General features: G+C 74.0%; 15 protein-coding genes. 4 read left to right on the top strand and 11 right to left on the bottom strand.

The features are described 5' to 3' along the window. Nucleotides 1–240: 240 nt before the first annotated feature. Both WMF24_RS21720 and WMF24_RS21725 read left to right on the top strand, forming a co-directional pair. Nucleotides 241–1,164 (top strand): class I SAM-dependent methyltransferase, encoded by a 924-nt coding sequence (locus tag WMF24_RS21720; protein ID WP_437738341.1) that lies wholly within the window; start codon nt 241–243, stop codon nt 1,162–1,164. A 169-nt stretch (nt 1,165–1,333) separates the two neighbouring features. After that, a complete protein-coding gene (locus tag WMF24_RS21725) occupies nt 1,334–3,880 on the top strand; it encodes a PEP/pyruvate-binding domain-containing protein (protein WP_437738342.1) in 2,547 nt (848 codons plus the stop codon). A gap of 123 nt (nt 3,881–4,003) precedes the next feature. On the opposite strand, the gene WMF24_RS21730 is transcribed toward WMF24_RS21725, so the two are convergent. The 11 genes from WMF24_RS21730 to WMF24_RS21780 all read right to left on the bottom strand — a co-directional run bounded on the left by WMF24_RS21730 (nt 4,004) and on the right by WMF24_RS21780 (nt 17,604). Beyond that, complete coding sequence (locus WMF24_RS21730; RefSeq protein ID WP_437738343.1) at nt 4,004–4,918, bottom strand: SDR family oxidoreductase; 915 nt, start codon at nt 4,916–4,918, stop codon at nt 4,004–4,006. A 142-nt stretch (nt 4,919–5,060) separates the two neighbouring features. Further along, a complete protein-coding gene (locus WMF24_RS21735) occupies nt 5,061–5,831 on the bottom strand; it encodes a response regulator transcription factor (RefSeq protein ID WP_437738344.1) in 771 nt (256 codons plus the stop codon). 328 nt (nt 5,832–6,159) lie between these two features. Next, nucleotides 6,160–7,290: an alpha/beta hydrolase family esterase gene (locus WMF24_RS21740; protein ID WP_437738345.1), complete on the bottom strand. Its 1,131-nt coding sequence runs from the start codon at nt 7,288–7,290 to the stop codon at nt 6,160–6,162. Between the two features lie 681 nt (nt 7,291–7,971). Then, entirely contained in the window at nt 7,972–9,030 is a 1,059-nt protein-coding gene (locus WMF24_RS21745) for a LamG domain-containing protein (protein ID WP_437738834.1), read from the bottom strand. Nucleotides 9,031–9,227: 197 nt separating this feature from the next. Further along, nucleotides 9,228–10,061, bottom strand: coding sequence for a hypothetical protein (locus WMF24_RS21750; protein ID WP_437738346.1), 834 nt, complete (start codon nt 10,059–10,061; stop codon nt 9,228–9,230). Nucleotides 10,062–10,240: 179 nt separating this feature from the next. After that, the gene (locus WMF24_RS21755; RefSeq protein WP_437738347.1) at nt 10,241–11,236 is read right to left on the bottom strand and encodes a LamG domain-containing protein; all 996 of its coding nucleotides are present in this window, start codon (nt 11,234–11,236) and stop codon (nt 10,241–10,243) included. A gap of 167 nt (nt 11,237–11,403) precedes the next feature. Next, nucleotides 11,404–12,486 (bottom strand): arabinan endo-1,5-alpha-L-arabinosidase, encoded by a 1,083-nt coding sequence (locus WMF24_RS21760; protein WP_437738348.1) that lies wholly within the window; start codon nt 12,484–12,486, stop codon nt 11,404–11,406. 215 nt (nt 12,487–12,701) lie between these two features. Continuing rightward, complete coding sequence (locus WMF24_RS21765; protein WP_437738349.1) at nt 12,702–14,351, bottom strand: serine/threonine protein kinase; 1,650 nt, start codon at nt 14,349–14,351, stop codon at nt 12,702–12,704. A 232-nt stretch (nt 14,352–14,583) separates the two neighbouring features. Beyond that, entirely contained in the window at nt 14,584–15,729 is a 1,146-nt protein-coding gene (locus tag WMF24_RS21770) for a hypothetical protein (RefSeq protein WP_437738350.1), read from the bottom strand. Next, entirely contained in the window at nt 15,719–16,942 is a 1,224-nt protein-coding gene (locus WMF24_RS21775; protein ID WP_437738351.1) for a FecR domain-containing protein, read from the bottom strand. The genes WMF24_RS21770 and WMF24_RS21775 overlap by 11 nt, the downstream gene beginning before the upstream one ends. After that, a complete protein-coding gene (locus tag WMF24_RS21780; protein ID WP_437738352.1) occupies nt 16,930–17,604 on the bottom strand; it encodes an RNA polymerase sigma factor in 675 nt (224 codons plus the stop codon). The genes WMF24_RS21775 and WMF24_RS21780 overlap by 13 nt, the downstream gene beginning before the upstream one ends. A 310-nt stretch (nt 17,605–17,914) precedes the next feature. Between WMF24_RS21780 and WMF24_RS21785 the strand changes: the two genes are divergently transcribed. Together WMF24_RS21785 and WMF24_RS21790 are read left to right on the top strand one after the other, a co-directional pair. After that, nucleotides 17,915–19,192: a hypothetical protein gene (locus tag WMF24_RS21785; protein ID WP_437738353.1), complete on the top strand. Its 1,278-nt coding sequence runs from the start codon at nt 17,915–17,917 to the stop codon at nt 19,190–19,192. After that, nucleotides 19,158–20,807 carry a glycosyltransferase family 2 protein gene (locus WMF24_RS21790; protein WP_437738354.1) on the top strand — a complete coding sequence of 550 codons (1,650 nt, stop codon included), beginning with the start codon at nt 19,158–19,160 and terminating at the stop codon, nt 20,805–20,807. The genes WMF24_RS21785 and WMF24_RS21790 overlap by 35 nt, the downstream gene beginning before the upstream one ends. Nucleotides 20,808–20,809: the final 2 nt, after the last annotated feature.

The following is a 20,809-nucleotide window of genomic DNA, read 5'->3' on the forward strand; positions in this document are numbered from 1 at the left end:
CGATCGCCGTGTCGAGGACGACTCGGCAACAGGGCATCGAGGCGTCCGTCGCTGTGTTGCGGAGGCGTAGTCCCCTTGGCAGGAGTCGGGCCAAGCGGGTTTCGCGGCGTGCGCGCGTTGGCGCGGTGCCCGGGCGGTCCGGATCGGGCAGCGGCTTGCTCAACTGGGCGGGAGCTTGCGCAACTTGCGCGAGAGAGCCCGCAGGGGACTCCGGCGCGTCGATCGTGGTAGGGAGCGCGGATGCACCGCCGCCTCCATGCCGTCCCCTCCTGCGCCGCCCTCGCCGCGCTCCTCAGCAGTTGCAGCGCCGCGCCCGACGCCGCCGCGCCGGGGAGCGGCGGACCGCGCGCGCCCGCGAGCGGCGCGCAGGCCGCCCCCGCGGACCACGCCGCCGCCCACGGGCAGCACGGCCCCGGCGCTGCGGGCCACGCGGGGCACGCGGGCCACCACGGCGGCCACGCGGGGCACGCGGGCCACCACGGCGGCCACGCGGGGCACGCGGGCCACCACGGCGGCCACGCGGGCCACCACGGCGGCGACGCCCACGGCGCAGGGCCGCTCGTCCACCGCTTCGAGCGCGCCGAGGACTGGGTGCCCGCGTTCGAGGGCCCCGAGCGCGACGCCTGGCAGAAGCCCGCGGCGGTCGTCGCCGCCCTGCGGCTCGCCCCCGGCATGCGCGTCGCCGATCTCGGGGCCGGCACGGGCTACTTCCTGCCGCACCTCTCCCGCGCGGTCGGGCCGACCGGCGCGGTCATCGGCCTGGACATCGAGCCGGACATGGTCCGCTACATGACGGAGCGCGCCGCCCGCGAGCGCCTCGCCAACGTCACGGCGCGCCAGGTCGGCCCCGCCGATCCCGGGCTCGATCCCGGCTCCGTCGACCGCATCCTCGTCGTCAACACATGGCACCACATCCCCGACCGCCCCGCCTACGCGGCCAAGCTGAAGGCGGCGCTCCGCCCGGACGGCGCGGTGTTCGTCGTCGACTTCACCCTCGCAGCGCAGCAGGGCCCCCCGAAGGAGCACCGCATCGCCGCCGAGGCGGTCGCCGCCGAGCTCCGCGCCGGGGGCCTCTCGCCCCAGATCGTCGCGGAGGACCTGCCCGACCAGTACATCGTCGTGGGCAGGCGCGCCAACGCGGGCGACGCGGGCGGCGCGCGCTGACGCGGGCGGAGCCCGGGCGCCCCGCTGGCGACGACGTGGCCGTCGGTCGCCCCGCTGGCGAAGCCGTGGCCGGTGCCTATGGTGTCGGCGGCGCGGTTCGTGAGCCACGCGGGCGCGGCGCGCGGAGAAACCCTCTTTCTTGAGCCAACTTGAGCAAAGGAGACGCTGGATGCTTGTCCATCGCCTGAGCGAGCTGTCCCGGGCCGATCTCTCCACGGCGGGCGGCAAGGGCGCGAACCTCGGTGAGCTGGTCCGGCTCGGGCTCCCCGTGCCGCCCGGGTTCGTCGTGAGCACCGAGGCCTACGCAGAGCAGGCCCGCGCGTGGGGGCTCGCCGTGCGGCTGTCGGCGCACCTCGCCTCGAACGGCTGGGACGCCGCGGCCTCGCAGGTGGCGGCGCTCTTCGAGGGCGGCGCGCTGCTGCCGGAGATCGAGAGCGCGATCCGCGACGCCTACCGCGAGCTCGGCGCCCCGCCGGTCGCGGTTCGATCGTCGGCGACGGCGGAGGACCTCGCCGACGCCTCGTTCGCGGGCCAGCACGAGACGTACCTCGACGTGGTGGGGGAAGACGCGCTCCTCGTCGCGCTGCGGCGGTGCTGGGCGTCCCTCTGGAGCCCGCGGGCCCTCCGCTACCGCCAGGCGCGCGGCGTCGACCACCTCGGGGTCAACATCGCCGTCGTCGTGCAGCGCATGGTGCCGGCCGATTTCGCCGGGGTCCTGTTCACGGTCGACCCGGTGGCCCAGCGCGCCGATCGCATGCTCCTCGAGGTCGCGCCGGGCCTCGGCGAGGCCGTCGTCTCCGGGCACACGACCGGCGATGCGTACCGCCTGCGGCGCCCGCCGTTCGCCGGCCCCTCGGAGCCCCGCGCCGACGGGCCGAACGGCGCCGCGGGCGCCGGGGCGAGCGACCTCGCGATCGAGGACCGCGACCGCCGGGAGGCCGACCGCCCGGCGCCGAGCGACGACGTCGTGCTCGATCTGGGCCGGATCGGGCTCCGCCTGGAGGCCCACTTCGGCTGCCCGCAGGACGTGGAGTTCGCGGTCGCGGGGGGCACCATCCACCTCCTCCAGTCGCGCCCCATCACCACGCTCGGCGCGGCCGAGATCGAGCCCCTCCCGCCGCTCCCGGAGCTCACGTTCCTGCAGCGGAGGATGCTCGAGTCGAACGACAAGGATCGCTTCCCCGTGGCCCCGCTGCCGATCGATCAATGGGGCTTCCGGATGCCCATCCCTGCGCTCGTCCGCGCGGTGCGCTTCCTCGGGCTCCACGTCGACGAGGCCGACGAGCGCGCGCTGCTCGACCAGGTGTGGCGTGAGCTCTTCCTCCTGCCGCCGATGCGCCCCACCCTCCGGCTGCTCGCGCTGCCGCAGAAGGTCGCGGCGAGCCTTCGCGACGACGCGATGGTGTGGTGGGAGCGCGAGGCGTTCCCGCGGATCCAGGAGGCGTGCGCGCCGGTCGATCTCCGCGCGATGGACGACGCCGCGCTCCTCCGCCGCGCCGACCGGATCGTGGAGACGACGACCGACGTCCTCGGCGAGCGCTTCGAGCGGAGCGCCAGCCAGCTCGCCGCGGTCGCGCTGCGGATCCCGGTGACCGTCGCCGTGGGGCCGAAGCGGGCCGACGCGATCATGGGCGATCTCGTCTCGGGGCTTCGCACGCGGACGTCCGACGTCAACGTCGCGCTCTTCCACCTCGCGCGCAGGGCGGCGAGCGCCGGGCCGGAGGTGACCCGCGCGATCCGCGACGGGCGCCCGGAGGATCTCCGCGCCTCGGACGCCGGCCGGGCCTACCTCGCCGAGGTCGACGCCTTCCTCGACGAGCACGGGCACCGCGAGAGCAAGGGCTTCTACCTCTCGGCGCCGACGTGGCGGCAGGATCCCGCGCCGATGTGGGGGCTCCTCCGCGGCCTGCTCGACGCCGCCGAGCCGCCGTCCGAGGAGGCCGGGATGAAGCGGTATCGGGCGGCGCTCGAGGAGGTCACCCGGAAGCTTCGCTTCGTGCCGGGGCTGCCCGACGCGTTCCGCCGCACGCTCGAGCGGCTGCGGAGCGCGATCCTGTTCCGGGAGCGCTCGCACTTCGATCTGGTGCGCCCGTTCACGGCGCTCCAGGCGATCGTGGCCGAGCTCGCGCGCCGCCTGCACGAGCGCGGGCACCTGCCGGGCCCCGACGACATCGTGTACCTGACGGAGGCCGAGATCCGGGCCTGGATCCGCGGGGGAGCGCCGCCGCTCGACGAGGTGCAGCGGCTCGTGCGACGCCGGCGCGCGACGTACGGGGTGGTCAACGGCAGGTGGCAGCAGCGGGCGTTCCGGGCGGGCGCGGCGGGCGGCTCGGGCAACGAGCTGCGCGGCACCGGGGCGTCGTCCGGGGTGGTCCGCGGCAGGGCGCGCCTCGTGCGGGACGAGGGAGAGTTCGACAGGCTGAAGCCGGGGGAGATCCTCGTCTGCCGCTACACGAACCCCGCCTGGACGCCGCTCTTCACGCTCGCCGCGGGCGTCGTGACGGACACCGGCGGCGCCGTCTCCCACGCGGCCATCGTGGCGCGCGAGGTGGGCATCCCCGCGGTGCTGGGCGCCACCGGGGCGACCCAGCGCATCCGGGACGGCCAGGAGATCCTCGTGGACGGGGCGGAGGGTCGGGTGGTGCTCCTCGGCCACGAGGCCGCGGCCGAGGTCGTCCAGGCGGCGCAGGAGAGCGCGCTCCCGGGCGGCGCCTAGAACAACGCTCACGTTGAGCGAGCGAGAGATGAACCGCCAAGACGCCAAGAAGAACACCATGTCTTGGCGTTTTGGCGGTTCGAACTTCTGCTCGTTTCAGGCGGGCTCAACCCGCTTGTTGCGCTAGCGATAGCCTGTCACATCCGCGGGCTTGCCCGCGTCCTGCACCTCGACGAGGTATCGCCAGGCGTCCGGCCGGGACCCGTCCAGATCGGTGAAGCCGTAGGCCTTCGCGAGCTGGCCGCTCGACAGGGACTGCCCGGACCAGCGGGCCACCTCGGGGTCGGCCGCGAGCGCCGCCACCGCGCGGCCGACGTACGCGGGGGTCTCGGAGATCGCGAAGTGGGGCTGCTTCGCGAGCGCGTCGCGCCACCGCTCCTCGGTGACCCCGTAGTGCTCCAGCATGATCTCCGAGCGCATCCAGCCCGGCGTCAGCGCGACGGCCGTGCCGCCGTGGGCGCGCAGCTCCTCGGCCTGCGCGAACGCCATGCGGAGGACGGCGGTCTTGGCGAGGTCGTAGAAGAACGAGATGCGGTAGTGCCCTGCGTTGTACTCGGCCGTGCCGTCCGTGATCTCGACGACGAGGCCGCCCGGCCTCCTGATGAGCAGCGGGAGGGCGCAGTGGCTCGTGATGATGTGCGTATCGATGGCCAGCCGCAGCAGCCGCAGGCCGCCGTCGAGCGAGTGCTCCCAGAGCGGCCTGTCCCACGCGAACAGGTGCTCGCCCCCCCAGATGTCGTTGACGAGCACGTCGAGCCGGCCCTGCTCCCGCTCGATGCGCGCGACGAGCGCCCGCACCTGCTCGCGCTCCAGGTGGTCCACCTGCACCGCGATCCCCCTGCCCCCGGCCCGTGTGACGAGCTCCGCCGTCTCCTCGATCGTCTCGGGCCGATCCATCTCCGAGCGCTGCGCGCGCGTCGTACGGCCCGTGGCGTACACGGTCGCGCCCGCAGCGCCCAGCGCGACAGCGATCCCCCTGCCCGCCCCGCGCGTCGCGCCCGCGACGAGCGCCACCTTGCCCTGAAGTGCTCCGCTCATACTCGATCCTCCTTTGCCAGCGGCCGCGAGCGTCGCACGGAGATCCTGACATCTTGTGTCAGGTATTCCGGGACCGCTCCTTCGCTGGCAGCGGGAGGGGCGAGCGACCGTCCTGGCGGGAGGCGTCCCGGCGGGAGGCGTGTCAGCCGAGGAGCCCGCGCTCGGCCAGCCACAGCGTCGCGCCGGCGCGGCTGTAGACCCCGACCTTGTCGTACGCGTGGGCGACGTGGTGCTGGACGGTCTTCTCCGAGATGCGCAGGACGCAGGCGATCTCGCGGTTGGTCTTGCCGGCCCCGACGAGCCGCAGCACCTCCAGCTCGCGCGCCGTGAGCGCCTTGCGCGCCCGCAGGAGCCGGCCGCGCCCGGCGCCGGCGTGCTCGATGCTCCGAGGAGAGGCCGGGGCAGGATCGGTGGAGAGCAGATAGGCATACGCCGTCCCGTGCCCCTCCGTGACGCGATGCGCCCAGACCGGGTTGGCGCAGTGGATCTCCAGCACCTCCTTCGTGTATCCGATCACGAAATACTCGAGGTACGGGTGCCAGGTCGGGAGGCCACGGACGCGAAACTCGACCCCCGATTCGCCCAGCGACGCCTCGGAGCGGCTGCTCGTCTCGGCGAAGTACCGGTGCCAGAGGTTCTGAACGGTCGCGACAAGCGACGTGATCTCCGGATCCTGGACGAAGCGCTTCAGCGGGCCGTCGACGAGCGCCCAGCGCGCCGACTCGGCCCCGAGCTCGACGAGCGCGTCCTTGCCCTCCGGGTAGAACCTCCGGACCAGCTCGTCATGAAACGTCAGGAAATCGGGCAGCGGGACCAGGCTGCTGGCGGTGATCGGCTGGCGGAACCATGGATTCGTCATCGCCACGTCGCGATAGAGGCCGCGCCACGCCTCCGAGCCGAACCTCCGACTCACCAATGCCTTCCGCGTCAGGATTGTGGTGCCGCTGACTTTCATGGAGGAGCGAGTCAACCCCCGCCACGGCGCGACGAGGTCGCGCAGAAGCAGAATTGCAAAGGATCGCTCGCCAGTATGGACGATCAGGGCGCCATCGGTCAACGCGCGACCTCGCTGGACAGCGGAAGTCGCGATGACGAACGACACGGGTGCGCCAGGATCATATATTTTCAACGACGCGACCTGCGCGCTGCGTCGCGTGTCGGCGCGCCGTGATGGCATTTCGCGGCGCGTTCTCTCCCGTACGTCCCGCCGTGACCGACAGGCAGGTCGGCGAAGCGTGGGCTTACGGCAGCGTGTGCCGCTTCAGCGCGGGCCAGCCGACCCTGGCGTTGCCGGCCTCGTGGCCACCGCCCTGCTTCGTGCAAAGGGTGACCTCCACGCCGTCCTGGCACGCCGAGTAGGTCGAGCAGCCGTCGCCGTTCTCGGCCGAGGGCGATCCGGTGCACCCGTTGATGTCGGCCCACGCCTCGAAGCCCCTCTTCGCGCCGAGGAACGTGATGGCCATGCCCGGCACGACCGAGGAATAGCCGCCGGCGTAGGGCACGATCGGGTCCGAGGTGCCGCGGAACGTGATCACGGGGATGGGACGCGACGGGTTGCAGTCGCCGACGTTCTCCTCGAGGAGGTCGAAGGCGGCGGGCGCCACCGCCGCGAACACGTCGGCCGCGTGGCAAGCGAGGTAGTGGGACATCCCGCCCCCCATGGAGAAGCCGACGGCATAGACGCGCTTCGGGTCGATGCAGGCGGTCTCCTGGATCTTGGCCACCATCGCCCTGGCGAAGGCCACGTCGTCGTTGCCGGCCACGCAGCACGGGCCCACGTTCCAGGCGGGGCCCGACGGGCCGGACAGACCGGAAGGAAAGGCCATGATCACCCCTTCCGGGTCGGTCTGCGCCGGATACGGCGATCCCGACCGTTGCGACGGGCCAGAGCCGCCGAGGCCGTGGAAGTCCAGGATGAGCGGCACCGGCTTGCTGCCGTCGTACGCGGCAGGGACATGCAAGACGTAGCTGCGGCTCGCGCCGCCCACCGTGACCGTCTGGTTCGTGTCGCCGGCCCGCAGCGCGGGCGACGGGCAGGTGACGGCACCGCCGCCCGTACCGCCGCCGCCCGTGCCCCCGCCGCCCGTGCCCCCGCCGCCGGTGCCGCCGCCGCCCGTGCCGCCGCCGCCCGTGCCTCCGCCGCCCGTGCCGCCGCCGCCCGTGCCTCCGCCGCCCGTGCCCCCGCCGGTGCCGTCGCCCCCGGTGCCGCTCCCGCTGGTGCTGCTGCCGCCCGCGGAGCCTGTCGTGCTCGCCGGCGTGGTGCTGCCGCTGGTGCCCGAGGTCACTCCCGCGCTTGCATCATCACCGGAGCCGCCGCCGGCGCCGCCGGCGCCGAGGGTATCGCTGCTGCTGCCGCAGCCCCAGAGGGCCATGCCGAGCGCTCCTGAAAGCAGGATCTGCCTTGGCCAACTCGTTCGTTCGTTCATCATGGGTCGGCACCCTTCTCCGGTGAATGTCGAGAGTTTCGTCCGGTGTTCTGGTCGCGCATCCCACGGCTCGAGGCACGCCCGGCCCGGTGGGGAGCTCTGCCCATCGGTCGGCGCAGGGCCGCCTGGTGGGCTCGTTCAGGCGGCTGGCCCCTCGGCGCTGCGAAAGGAAGGTCCCAGATCGACGGACAGCGTCCGCGCATCACCCGATCCGGGTGACTGCAACGACTTCATACGCGAGGCCGCCGGCGCGCGGCATAGGCATACCGGCCTATGCGCGCCACGCGCGCGCTCGATCAGCCGCCGTGCGCTGGCGTACCGACGCTCCCGGACGGGATGTCGACGCCGTGGGAGGGGGAGCCGTGCTGTGCATGGCCGTTCAGGAGGACCGCTGAAGCCGGCCATTGAATCCGGAGCGAGATTCCAGCGCAAGGGCGCGGCGACGCAGAGACGCCGACAGGACAATCACCCCGAATTTTTGCACCTTTGCGCCCCGGCGTCGTTGCGTGGACCCGCGATCCGCGAGGCCGATCCCGGGCGGGATTCCGCCCCGCGGGACCGGCCCTCGCGCTTCCGCTCTCCTACGGCGCGGCAAGGGTCGCGATCGCAGCGCGGCAAGGACCGCGATCAAGGGGCGGCGAGGGCCGCGATCTCTTCGGCGGAGAGGGCGCCGTCGTAGATCCGGAAGTCGTCGATGTACCCCTTCAGCAAGCGATCATTCGGGAACTGCGACTTTCCGATGTAGTTGTTCGCCGTGGGCGCGAGCCGGGACGGCGTCACGTCGTCCGGGGGAGCCGGCGTGACCGATGCGACGGATACACCGTCGACCCATAGCTGGTACGTACCGCTCGCGATCGTGACGGCCACGTGCCTCCATGTATCGACCGTCAGCGGGTTCGGGACCGTCACGATCGCCTCGTCGTCCTCCGAGTACACGGAGAGACGCAGGGCGCCGTCGGCGTCGAACGGGGTCAGGTACATGAATCCATTGCCGCCAAAATCGAAGATGCGCGACCAGATGTCGATGCTGCTCAGGTTGACCCAGGTCGCGATGGTCACATCGTCGAGCTCGTCGGTGAGCCCGTCGGGGAGATCGACGTGAGGGTCGTCGCCCTGCAGGCTGAGCGCGCCGCCTGTCCGCCCCGTCGTCGTCCATCCGGCGCTCCCGACGAGCGTGGCGTCATTGCCGTTTCCCGACGCGTCATGGGCCACGAGGTCGGCCCCCTCGTCGAACGTGTAGTGGACGACGAGCGCCGGAGCCGGCCCGCTGCCACCCGCGCCGCCGCTGCCGCCCGTGCCGCCGCTGCCGCCTGCGCCATCGGCGCCGCCGCTGCCGCCCGTGCCGCCCGCACCATCGACGCCGCCGCTGCCACCTGCGCCGCCGCTGCCACCTGCGCCGCCGCTGCCGCCCGCGCCACCGCTGCCGCCCTCACCGCCGCTGCCGCCCGCGCCGCCGCCGCCGCCTGCGCCGCCCGCGCCGCCGCTGCCGCCCTCACCGCCGCTGCCGCCTGCGCCGCCCGCGCCGCCGCTGCCGCCCTCACCGCCGCTGCCGCCCGTGCCAGAGGCGCTCCCGCTGGTGCTTCCGGAGCTGCTCGTGGATGAGCTGCTCCCCGACGCGGCGGCGCCGCCGCCTCCGGTGTTGTCATCGCTGCCCGAGTCGCATCCGCTGGCGGCTGTTCCGATCACCAAGGCCGTGAGCAGCGCAGCCCGTAGACTACCCGACAAGATCGATGCCTCTCTCATAGCTCCTCCAGTGAAGGCCGGTTCCTCGAGCATCAGGGGACGGTCCGATGGCGCTCGATGTGCTGTTGTGTGAAGCAGGTCGCGCCGCCGACGGCGACCCTCGTCACGATTCCAGAGCTCCGCGGAGAGATGATCCCACCTCACAACCCGCGGAACGAAACGCTACCATACACCCCGGTCCGGCTCGGCTCCACGGAGACGACGACCGGCCTCTCCTTCGTGGGACGGAGCAGGTACGTCAGACCGGCGCCAACCAACGCCGCCGCCCCCACACCGAGGGAGATGTCGGCGATCAGGTACTTCGTGCGCACGGCGGAGAGCTCGCTGTCCCCGCACGTCGGACTGCAGGTCTTTTCGAGGTGGTCCTTCTCGGACCGACCCATGAGACCCCACACGGCGAAGCTCGCCGCGCCAGCGACCCCCACGCCCGCCAGCACATAGGTCAACGCCGGCACCGGACGGTAGCGCTCCATGACGGGAGCGGGCGCCTCCGGGGCCTGCGCGACCGCGAGCGGCTCGAGCGCGACGTTGAGCTGCTGGAAGCGCTGCCCCTCGAACAGGATGAACTCCTTGGCCACCGGCTCGTACCCGCCGTGCTCGACACGGTACGCGTGCTTCCCCGGATCGAGCCTGAGGGGCGCGCCGCTCGACGACAGCTCCACAGGCTGGCCGTCGACAAGGATCTTCGCTCCGGCGATCTGCTCGCCGCCGCTCGTCACGTTGAAGACGACCGACGGCGTCGCCCTCTCGAGCTCGTCGCCCCACGCCACGCAATCGCGGAGGACAGGCGCCGGGCACTCGGACCGCTTGCAGGCCTGCAGCGCGCGGCCCGCCTCGAGGAGCCGGTGCTCCTTCCGGAGCTTCTGGACCTCGGCGTGCGACGCGACACACTGCTCCACGCCCGAGGCCGCCCCCGCTTGCGGCGCCGCCGGCTCGTCCGCCAGCGTCGAGATCGGCCAGAGTGACGTCGCCACCAGCGCGAGCGCAACGCACCCGCCGCGCCTCGTCCCGAGAGGCTTACCCTGTCGCAGCACGCCCGTCTCTCCAGCCATCACGCCGAGCTCCTCGTGTCCCGCAGATTCGCACCTGGACATCCCGTCGAGCAAACTTCCGGCGGTCCTCCGGGCGCGTCGATCGCGCCCGGCTCCCTCGATCACTGCTTCGCGAGGGCCGCCACCTCGGCGGCCGAGAGCGCTCGGTCGTAGATCTTGAAGTCGTCCACGATCCCGAAGAGGTAGGGATCGGGCGCGAACTGGGAGCGGCCGATGAAGTTCATGGTCGTGTTCCCCAGCTCCGAAGGCCGGGTGTAGATCACGTCCCTCGTCGCCACCTCGACCCCGTCGACGTAAATCGACGAGCGCCTCGGGTTGAAGCCCACCGTCACCGCGACGTGCGTCCACACCTGGACCGGGAAGACCCAGTCCTCTGTGTACTCCTCGACGCCGGCAGGCGAGTTCACCGAGAAGCGGATGCCCGTCGGATCCGCCGCCTTGGGGCACAGGTACATCCACGCGGACTCCCCTGATCCGAAATCGAAGAGCCGCTGCCACAGCCGCTGCCGGCCGAGGGAGACCCAGAGAGACACCGTGATCTCGTTGAGCGTTTGCAAGATGCCAGGCGGGAGCTCCACGTATTCACCGTCCCCCGAGAGGGACAGCGCGTTTCCGATGTGCCCCTCCACCCACGTCCCACCGAGGACCATCGCGTCATGCAGCATGTCGCCGGTGGCGTCCGCCGCGATGTCGCCCTCGGTCTCGTCGAACGTGTAGTGAACGAAGAGCCCCGTCTCGAGATCGACGACGGGATCGCCGCCGCCGGCGCCGCCGCCGCCGCCGGCGCCGCCGGCGGCACCCCCGCCGCCCGCGTCGCCGCCCCCGCCGCCCGCGTCACCGCCGCCGCCGTCCCCCCCGACGCCGCCGGTGCCCGCGTCGCCGCCGCCTCCCCCGGCCCCGCCGCGGCCGCCCGAGCCGCTGCTGCTCTGGCTGGAGCTCTGCGTCGCCGAGCCGCCGCCGGCGCTCGTCGCCTGCTGGAGATCGGTGAGGTCGTCGAGCGAGCACGCCCCGAGGAGCAGGGGCGCCATCGCGACGAGCGCACGTGCCGCCGGACGAAGGGCCGCAGGGCCGGCCAGCATCCTTCCACGACCTGCCATGTCCATGTCACCTCTCACCACGATTGACGTTTCCTGATCGCGTGCGACGTGGCCGTCGCAACCAGTCGCAACGGATCGCAACCGAAGGATCTCGGTCTCCAGGGGAGCGCGCGGGAAGGTGCCTCGGCTCCTGCGCGACGCCGACGCAGGGGCCCCCGTTCGCCGGCTCACGGCCCGCCAGACTCCGGCCAGCCGTCGGTCCCCCAGATCAGCTCGGCGATGCGAAGGGCAAACATGCCGTCCGCTTCGGTGTCGTACGAATGGTAGATATGATACCAGGATTCCCCAGCTTGGATCAAGCCGTTGCTGCCGGGCCCACGCCACCTCGCGCTGCTGGTCAGCACGCGCGAGCCGCCGCCGTCGAGCATGCGGTTCCCGAGCCTGTCCACGTAAGGACCGGCGAGCGCCTGGGACCGACCGACCATGATCTTGTACGTGCTCCTCGCGCCGGTGCAGCAGGTGTCGAACGAGGCAAACAGGTAGTAATGGTCGCCTCGCCTCACGATGAACGGCGCCTCGATCGCGGTGCTCGGCCGTGAGGCGACGGAGGTGAGCGTCCCGTCGACAGGGGCGCCCGCGGCGTTCAGCTGCATGAGCTTGAGCCCGGACCAGAAGCTCCCGAACACGAGCCAGGCCGTGCCCCGCTCGTCGATCACGACGTTCGGATCGATGGCGTTGTAATCGGTGCCCTCGCTGCAGACGACCGGGCCGTGATCCACCCAGCGGTGTTCCGCGGCCCCCAGGGCCCCGATGGTGGCGTGACCGATGCAGGAGCGGTTCGTCCCGAAGCGCGACGCCGCGTAGTAGAGATGATAGAGCCCACCCCAGTACGAGATGTCCGGCGCCCAGAGCGAGTCGACGTCCCCCACCGCGCTCGCGACCCATCCCGGACTTTCACCGAACACGGCGCCGGCGACGTCCCAGCGCACGAGGTCCGCCGAGGTCCGGATGGCGATCCCGGCGCCGGTGGAGAAGAGGTAATACCGATCTCCCGCCCTGATGATCGACGGGTCGTGGACCCCCTGGACGTCTCCGGTGAGCGCGAGCGCGACCGGTGGACTGCCCGTCTCGACAGGACCGCCGCCGCCCCCGTCTCCCCCGCTGCCAGCGCCCCCGGCCCCCGCTCCCCCGGTGCCAGCGCCCCCATCCCCTGCGCCGCCGGAGCCTGCGCCCCCAGAACCTGCGCTCCCGGCGCCTGCGCCCCCGGAGCCTGCGCCGACGGACCCCGCTCCCCCGGAGCCTGCGCCCACGGCGCCTGCGCCCCCGTCACCTGCGCCCCCGAAGCCGGATCCCCCGGCGCCAGCGCCCCCGGCTCCCCCGGAGCCCGCAGAGGCACCGGACGGCACGCTCACCGTCCCCGGCCCGCCGTGTGCTCCGGCGTCGCCGCTCGTCCCGCAACCGCTCATCACGGCCACGGCCAGCGCGGTTATCGCCCCCCTACCCGGGGTCGTGTCGACACGCGATCTCACATGCACTCGACCTTGAAGCGCTTGATCCCCTCGGCGTCGATTGTGTACGGCGGGTCGCAGCTCGCGGCCGGCGGGCTGGCCGGCGCGGCGGCCGTGGGCTTGGCCGCCGGCTCCGGAGGCGCCGCGACCCCGCGCTGGGCCGGCGCCTTCGCCCGCGGCGCCTGCCTCGCGCGCGGCTCCGCTTGCGTCGCGCGCGCCTCGGCTTGCTCCGTCGTCGGCTCGGCTTGCTCCGTCGTCGGCTCGGCTTGCTCCGTCGTCGGCTCGGCCTGCTTCGCGGATCGCTCGGTGGCCGCCGCGGCGTCGGAGCCCGACGGCGGCGCGGTCTCCTCGCGCAGCACGGGCGCCGGCTTCCCGGTCGCAGGGACAGCAGCGGACGCGACGGACACGGGCGATTGCGGCGCAGCGGGCGCAGGAGCGGCGCTCTGGGACGGGGCCACGGAGCTCGAGGAACGGGTGGTGAGGCCCAGGACGACGCCGAAGCCGATCCCCAGCACGGCCGCGATGAGGAGCGGGCGAAACGCCCTCTTCAACCACGAGTCCTGCGCCGGCGCTTGCGCGTCGGTGCGCCCCGACTCCGAGCCCGTCGTCGTCGTGTAGCCGGCAGGCGCGAGCGACTGGGCCAGCGTCGGCGGGGGCATGAGGTCGACCTGCGTCGGCGAGCGCGTCATGGTCGCGCGGCGCTTCATCTCATGGGCGATGATGCGCCTCGTCTCCGCGCGCATATCCTCGAACTCGCGCGAGACGAACCTGCCGACGTCGCGGTTCGTCACCGGGGTCATCCCGCCGACGAACGCCTCGAGCTCGGCCTCGAGCTCGGAGGCGGTGACATAGCGATCCTCCGGAGCAAAGGAAAGGGTCTTGACGATGATGCGCTCGAGATCCTCGGGCACGTCGGGGTTGACATCCCGCGGCCGCGGGACCTCCCCGTTCATCACGCGGCTCATGATGGCGACGTCGGTCAGGCCCCGCCACATCCTCACGCCCGTCACGGCCTCCCAGAGCATGACCCCCACGGCGTACAGATCCGCCCGCCGATCGACGTGGTTCCCCTCGAGCTGCTCGGGCGGCATGTACCCGATCTTGCCCTTGATCACCCCCGTCGCCGTCTCGGCCCCGCCGCCCATGAGCTTGGCGATGCCAAAATCGATGAGCTTGACCTGACCATCGTAGGTCACGAAGACGTTGTGCGGCGAGACATCGCGGTGCACGACGTCGAGGGGCTCGCCGTCGAAGCCGGTGAGCTCGTGGGCGTAATGAAGGCCCCGGAGCACGTCGATGATGATCCGGAGGTGCATCTCCAGCGGGAGCTTCGTGCGCGCGCGCGAGCGGACGACCGAGAGCGGCTGGCCCTCGAGGTACTCCAGCACGATGGCGGTGCCCCTGCCCGTCTGGACGATCGCGCTCGTCTGGACGATGTTCGCGTGGTTCAGGCGAGCGGAGAACCGCGCCTCGTTGATGAACATCTCCCGCAGCTCGGGGTTGTCCGCGAGATCGGGCCGGAGAAACTTCAGGACGACGAGCTTGTCCACGCCCTCCGCGCCGCTCTGCACGGCGAGGAAGACCTGCGCGGTCCCTCCCCGCCCGAGCTCGAGCAGGAGATGATGCCCGGCCTCGGGCGCGGCGCTGGACGTCCTCTCAACGTTCACAGCTCGGATGATGGCACGAAGGAAACGGGCTCCACCAGAACGATTCAGCGGGATCTCGACGCCTCGACGGCGGGGCGCGGCATTGCTTCACCTCCGATGCAGAAGCGCAGGTGCGATATTGTCGTCGCATTCATCGGGCCAGAAGACCTACGCCCGAGCTCGGGCGTTTGCGCCGCGCGCGGGTGCGGCGCGCCGCGCTATCGCCGATGTACGGCGGATCGAGACCGGGCGATCAGAGGCGCGCCTCCATCGAAAGAGAGACGGCGAGGAGCGGGCGGCCGTAGGGCGTGGCGTCGGCGGGGCCCGTGCTGCCGGCGTTGCGCTCGGGATACGGTATGTCGACGCCAGGGAGCGCGGCGCCGGCGAGGCCGCCAATCCGAAAGCCCACGTGTTCGTGGATGAACCAGCGCACCGCCGCCTCGAGGTGCGGGACGGCCGCCCACGCCGCGCCGGAGGCGCCGTCGAACACCGGCGACGCCAGGAGCGGCTTGTAAGAGAGGTGCAGCGCGGCCGCGCCGGCCCCGAGCGTCGCGAGCCCGTGGCCGCTCGCGAAGGAGAGCGAGCCGCCCGCCGTGGCGCCGATGAGCCAGACATCGTGCTCGATCCACCCGCCGGGAACGCTCCAGGACGTGCCGCCGAGCGTCGTGGTGCCGCCCGCCGCGATGTACCAGCCGCGGAACATCGCGGACGCGCCGATCGAGAGCGCCGGCGTCGCGGGGACGTCGCCCAGGGCGAAGAGCAGCGTGGGGCCGACCGAGGCGACGAGGCGCGCGCCGCCGCCGGTGCGCTGGGAGGGTGCGGTGGAGCTCGACGCGGGCGCGCGGACGGCGGGGGGCGCGGGGGAGGTCGTCGCCTCGGAGGGCGCCGGGGCCGCGGGGCGGCCGCTCGTGGGGCTCGACGTCGAGGGCGGGCGGTCCTCGCCGTCAGCGGCGGCGCCGCCGGTCGGAGGAGGGATGGGGGCGTCGCGGTGCAGGAGGCGGGCGCGGAGCAGCTCGACGGCGGCCAGGGCGAGGACCTCGGGGCCCTCGCCGCGGCGCACCGCGACCTCGAGCTCGCCGCCCCCGTGCCGCGCGGCGAGGGCGATCGTCGCGCGCCTGCGGGCGACGACGACGCGCGCGTCGGCGTCCCCGGGGCCGCCCGTGGTGATGCGCACGTCGAGCGCGCGGAGCTCGTCGCGGATCCGCTGGAACGTCGCGTCCGCCGGGTCGCCGGAGAGCGCCACCGTGGCCCGCGCCGGCGCGCCGGCGCTGGCCGGGGCTCCCGCCGCCGCAGCCGGCGGCGGCGCGGCGCCGAGGAGGCCCGGCAGCGCGCCGAGCACCGCCGCGAGGTGGAGGCAGGCGCGCGCAGCGCGGCGCGCGGGGTCGAGCTCAGCGCGCATCCGCGAGCGACCGCGCGAGGGGCGCGTAGGCGCCGTGGGGGTACTCGGCGAGGTACCGGAGCGCCGCGCGGCGCGCGACCTCCCGATCCTGCCGCCGCTGGAGCTCGAGGCTCCGCCCGAGCGCTTGCTCGCGCAGCGCGCCGCCCGGCGCCTCGCGGAGGTAGGTGTCGAACCAGCCGAGGGCGTCGGCGGGATCGTCGAGCTGATCGGCGGCGAGCTTGCCGAGGAGGAACGCCGAGTCGCCGCGCGCGCCGTGCCGCTTGCGCAGCGCGAGGAGCGCGGCGCGCGCGGCGAGCGGGCGCCCCGCGTAGCGGGCGGCGTCGGCGAGGAGCCGGAGCTCGTCGGGCGCGGCCCGCGCGAGCACGGCGTCGAGCCCCAGCCGCTCGACAACCGCGAGCGCCTCCTCGTGGCGCCCCGCGCTCGCCAGGGATTGCCAGCGCGGCGCGGCGTCCGTCGCGCCGGCCGCCGGCGGGCGCGCGGCGCGATCCTCCTCCGGCGGCGGCGCGGCCGCCGCGGGCGCGCCTGCCGGGGGGGCAGCGGCGGCGCCGCTCGCCGCGGGCGCGCCCGGCGCGGTGAGGTCGAGCCGATCGCCCGCGGAGAGCCGCGCTGTCCCGAGCTCCGGGCCCGTCACCTCGACGCTCCCCTCGGCGAGCGCGAGCGTGAAGCGCCGCGCCTCGGGGGACCAGCGCGCCTCGAAGCGCGTCCCGGTCACGCGCACCGCGTAGGGCCCGGCGTGGACGACCCAGCGCGTGTCGCTCCGGTGGACGACGTGGAAGTCCACGCCGCCCCGCTCCACGCGCAGCTCCGCGCCGCGCGCGTCGGTCGCGAGGACCTGGAGCGCGGACGCCGCGTCGAGCCGCACGGTGGTCCCCTCGGCGAAGGTGAAGGCGAGGGGCGCGTCGCGCGCCTCGACCCGCGCGCCCGCGCCCGGCGCCGGCGCGCCCCCGGGGGCGGCGCTCGACGCGGCGAGCTCGAGCCCGCGCGGGGGCGCCCACGACGAGCCGAGGAGCGCGGCGCCGCCCGCCGCGAGCAGCAGCGCGGCGGCCGCCGCGGCCAAGACGGCGGGGCGCGCCCGGCGCGGCGGGGCCTCGGCCTCGGCGGCGAAGAGCCGCGCGCGCGCCGCCGCGAGCGTCTCGGCCGGCCTGGCGCGCCGATCGGAGGTGCGGGCCACCTCGGCCCCGAGGGGCTCGATGCGTCGTGTCACGGGGTCCATCGCGTGCTCTCCTCGATCCAGGTCGCGAGCACGGGGTCTCGCTGGGCAGCGCTCACGAAGCGCGCCTCGGCCCGGGCGATCCGCCGCTTGATCGTCGCCAGCGACACGCCGCTGGCGGCCGCCGCCTCGGTGAGCTCCATCCCCTCGATGTAGCGCAGCGCGAAGGCGACGCGCTCGTCCGTCGGGAAGGACTCGAGCAGCCGGTAGGTCCGATCGTGGGCCTCCCGGAGCTCGGCGTCGGCGCCGCGCGCAGGGGGCTCGGGGACGTCTTCGGGCGAGAAGAAGCGCAGCCAGCGCCGGGCCTTGTGGTGGCGGATGCTCTTGCACGCCGTGTGCACGGCGACGGACCTCATCCACGAGGTCAGCGCCGCCGCGTCGCTCAGCTGGTGGACGCTCGCGTAGGCGGACACGAAGGCGTCGTGGACGACGTCGGCGAAGGTCGTGTGCCGCTCGGTCCCGAGGATGCGGCGCGCGATGCGCTCGACGAGGGCGCCGTAGCGCTCGAAGAGGACCGCCTTGGCCCAGGGGTCCCCGCGCCGGAGCCGCCGGAGGAGCTCGGCGTCGTCGCGCTCCACCGGCAGCGCGACGAGCTGCCCGCCGCCCGGCGCGGCGCCGGCGCGGCTCGCGGGGTGCGGCAGCGTCGAGCGGGATCCGCTAGCCATGGCGGTCTCCTCGGCAGGGTTCCACGACGTCGCCGGGCCGGGGCTCGGCGCGCCGGAGCAGGGCGGGTTCGATGCGGGTGGGCACGGCTCTCCATCAAAGGACCGGCAGGGGCCCGAAACGGCTCACGCGTCGTCCAGAGGACCGGCAGGGGGCCGAACAGAGGACCGGCAGGGAGCCGAACAGAGGACCGGCGGGGGGCCGAAACGGCTCGCGCATCATCGCCGCGTCTCCGCGCATTCCGGTGAGCCGTCCCGGGGCGGAGGCGGTCCCTTGGGGTCGACCGGGACGCGCCGTCCCCCCTGGCTTGCCATGCACATCGCTTCCTTCATTCCGTGCTTCGTCGTCACGGCCGCCCTCGCGGGCGCCGCCGGCGCCACGCCGCGCCCGCTCCCCGGAGCGTGGCGTCACGTCGCCGAGGCGCAGGAGCGGCTCGCCGTCGCCGATCACGCCGCGGCGGAGGCCGCCCTCGCGCAGGTCCCCGCGCAGAGCGAGGCGGCGCGCGACGCCGCGATCCTCCGCGGCCAGCTCGACGCGGCGCTCGCCCCGCGCCTCGAGCTCGAGACCCGCGCCTTCTTCGACACGCAGCCGCTCGATCGCTGGTCGCAGACCGCCGGGCTGTCGTTCTGGCCGATCGCGAGCCTGGAGCTGCGGCTCCGCGCGCTCGGTCTCTGGTACCCGCGCGCGCTGCACGAGGGCGGCGCGACGACCGCCACCGCGACGGCCGATGCCGAGCCCGCGCCGGCTCGCGGCAGCGGCGGCAGGGGCCCCGGCCCGGGCGGCGGCGCAGGCCCCGTCGTGGATCCCGCCGCCCCGCGCGGGACGGAGCTCCCCGGCCGTGCGACGCCGGCCTGTGCGGCGGGCGGGCTCGTGGGGCTCCTCTTCCGCCCGGCGCGGGCGGACCTCGACGTCAGCGCGACGGGGATGGCGCGGGTCTGGGAGGACGGCAGCGCGCAGGTGTCGGGGAGCGGCGACATCGAGGCGCGGTGGCTCTCGCCGCTGCGGATCCGCGCCTCGGCGCGCCGCGAGGAGCTCCTCGACGGCCACGCGGCGATCCGCGACCACGTCTTCCTCGGCGCGGCGGGCGGCTCGCTCGCCGTCGTCGACTGGAAGGGCTGGAGCGGAGAGCTCCGCGGCGAGGGCCGCTGGTACTCCGACGGCAACGACGGCCTCACGGCCCACGGCTGGGCCGTGGCGCCGCTCGTGCGCGGCGCGCTGAGCCTGAAGGCCGGGTGGGGGGCGGCCTGGGCCGACACCTCGCGCTCGCGCTGGTCCCTCACCGAGGAGACCTACGCGCCGTATTTCACCCCCCTCGGCGCGCGCCGCCACGGACCGATCGTCGTCGCGGCGCTCTCGCTCGGCAAGCTCCGCGTCGACGCGAGCGGCGACGTCGCCGTGCAGGGGAGCGAGCTCGATCCGACCGCGCTCGCCTGGGGCGTCAGGTCGCGCGTCGACACCCGCCACATCGACGTCCGCGCAGGGGCGTCGCTCGATCTGGGCGCCGTCCGTCTGAGCGTCGCCTACCACCACAACCACCAGCGCCACTACCGGTTCCATGACGCGACGCTTCGTCTCGAGCTCCCTCTTTGAGCCGGAGCTGTTCCGGTGGTCGTCGGCCGCGCCCGTGCGGCTCGTCGATCGCGTGATCGTCCGGGCGATCGTGGCCTTCGGGCTCGTGGGGGTCGCCGGCTTCGCGAGCTTCTGGTTCCAGGAGCGCCACGTCGGCCACCTCGCGGCCTTCGTCGCGCTGTCGGTCACGGTCTGGTACGGCATCAGCCGCATCGTCCTCGCCTGGATCGGGTACCTCGCGGTGGGCCCTGTCGAGCACCGCCCCGCGCCCGAAGGGCTCTCCGTCGCGATCTTCACCACGGCCGCGCCGGGCGAGCCGCTCGCGATGTTCGAGGCGACGCTCGCGGCGCTCGCCCGCGTTCGCTACCCGCACCGCACGTACCTCCTCGACGGCACGGGCGACCCGCGCTTCCGCGCGCTCGCCGAGCGCCACGGCGCGGTGTGGCTCGACGCGACCGGCGTCCCGGGCGCCAAGGCCGGCAAGATCAACGCGGCCCTCCTGCGGACCACGGAGGACTTCGTCCTGGTCCTCGATCCGGACCACCTGCCGTTCCCGGAGTTCCTCGACCGCGTGCTCGGGCACTTCGACGACCCGCGCGTGGGCTTCGTGCAGGTCTCGCAGGGCTACTACAACCAGGCCGACTCCCCGATCGCCCGCGGCGCGGCCGAGCAGACCTACGGGTTCTACGGGCCGATGCAGCTCGGCCTCCACGGGCTCGGCTGCGCGGTCGCCATCGGCGCCAACTGCACCTTCCGCCGCGCCGCGCTCGCGTCCATCGGCGGGCACGCCGTGGGGCTCGCGGAGGACCTCATGACGTCCATCCGGCTGCACGCGGCCGGATGGACGTCGGTCTACGTCCCGGAGATCGTCAGCCGCGGGCTCGTGCCCGACGACCTCGGCGGGTACTTCGCCCAGCAGCTCAAGTGGGCGACCGGCGCGGTCGACGCGCTCTTCGCCGAGGTCGTGCCGCGCTTCTTCCGGCTGAGCGCGCGCCAGCGGCTCGCCTACGTGGCCATCGGCACGTACTACCTCACCGGCCCCGCCACGCTGACGTACCTCGTCCTGCCGGTCGTCGCGCTCTGGGGCGGCGTCTGGCCCATGCACGTGGATCCGGCGGGGTTCGTCGCCGCGGGCGCCCCCGTCGTCGCCGCGGCGGTCGCGCTCCACGTCCACGGACAGCGGTGGTTCTGCGACCGCGCCACGGAGGGCGGCCTCCACTGGCGCGCCCTGCTCCTCAAGCTCGCCGCCTTCCCCGTCTGCACGCTCGGGGTGGTCCTGGCGGTCGTGAAGCGCCTCGTGCGCTACGTGCCCACGCCCAAGCGCGGGCTCGGCGGTCGGCTCCTTCCGCTCGCGTGGCCGCACCTCCTCGTCGTCCTCTCGTTCCTCGTCACGACGGGCGCGAGCCTCTGGCACCGGACCTCCGCGCGCCGGCTCGCCGAGCGCTGGAGCGACGCGGAGTCCTACTGGGCGATGCTCTCCTTCGGCGCGCTCGGGGCCGCGTCGATGCTCGTGGCGATCGCCTGGGCGGCGCGGCGCGGCGGGCGCGCGCCGATCGACCCCTGGGAGCGCCTCCCCGCGCCCGCAGCCACGACCACGACGATCACCACGACGGCCACGACCGCCACCGGAGGATGACC

The sequence above is a fragment of the Sorangium sp. So ce1335 genome (assembly GCF_051521615.1).
GTDB lineage: Bacteria > Myxococcota_A > Polyangia > Polyangiales > Polyangiaceae > Sorangium.

Bases quoted from the DNA above. Each gene is read 5' to 3' on its own strand.
- WMF24_RS21755 (WP_437738347.1), bottom strand. From the start codon at position 11,236: ATGGCAGGTCGTGGAAGGATGCTGGCCGGCCCTGCGGCCCTTCGTCCG.
- WMF24_RS21720 (WP_437738341.1), top strand. From the start codon at position 241: ATGCACCGCCGCCTCCATGCCGTCCCCTCCTGCGCCGCCCTCGCCGCG.
- WMF24_RS21725 (WP_437738342.1), top strand. From the start codon at position 1,334: ATGCTTGTCCATCGCCTGAGCGAGCTGTCCCGGGCCGATCTCTCCACG.
- WMF24_RS21740 (WP_437738345.1), bottom strand. From the start codon at position 7,290: ATGGCCCTCTGGGGCTGCGGCAGCAGCAGCGATACCCTCGGCGCCGGC.
- WMF24_RS21730 (WP_437738343.1), bottom strand. From the start codon at position 4,918: ATGAGCGGAGCACTTCAGGGCAAGGTGGCGCTCGTCGCGGGCGCGACG.
- WMF24_RS21780 (WP_437738352.1), bottom strand. From the start codon at position 17,604: ATGGCTAGCGGATCCCGCTCGACGCTGCCGCACCCCGCGAGCCGCGCC.
- WMF24_RS21770 (WP_437738350.1), bottom strand. From the start codon at position 15,729: ATGCGCGCTGAGCTCGACCCCGCGCGCCGCGCTGCGCGCGCCTGCCTC.
- WMF24_RS21775 (WP_437738351.1), bottom strand. From the start codon at position 16,942: ATGGACCCCGTGACACGACGCATCGAGCCCCTCGGGGCCGAGGTGGCC.
- WMF24_RS21785 (WP_437738353.1), top strand. From the start codon at position 17,915: ATGCACATCGCTTCCTTCATTCCGTGCTTCGTCGTCACGGCCGCCCTC.
- WMF24_RS21790 (WP_437738354.1), top strand. From the start codon at position 19,158: ATGACGCGACGCTTCGTCTCGAGCTCCCTCTTTGAGCCGGAGCTGTTC.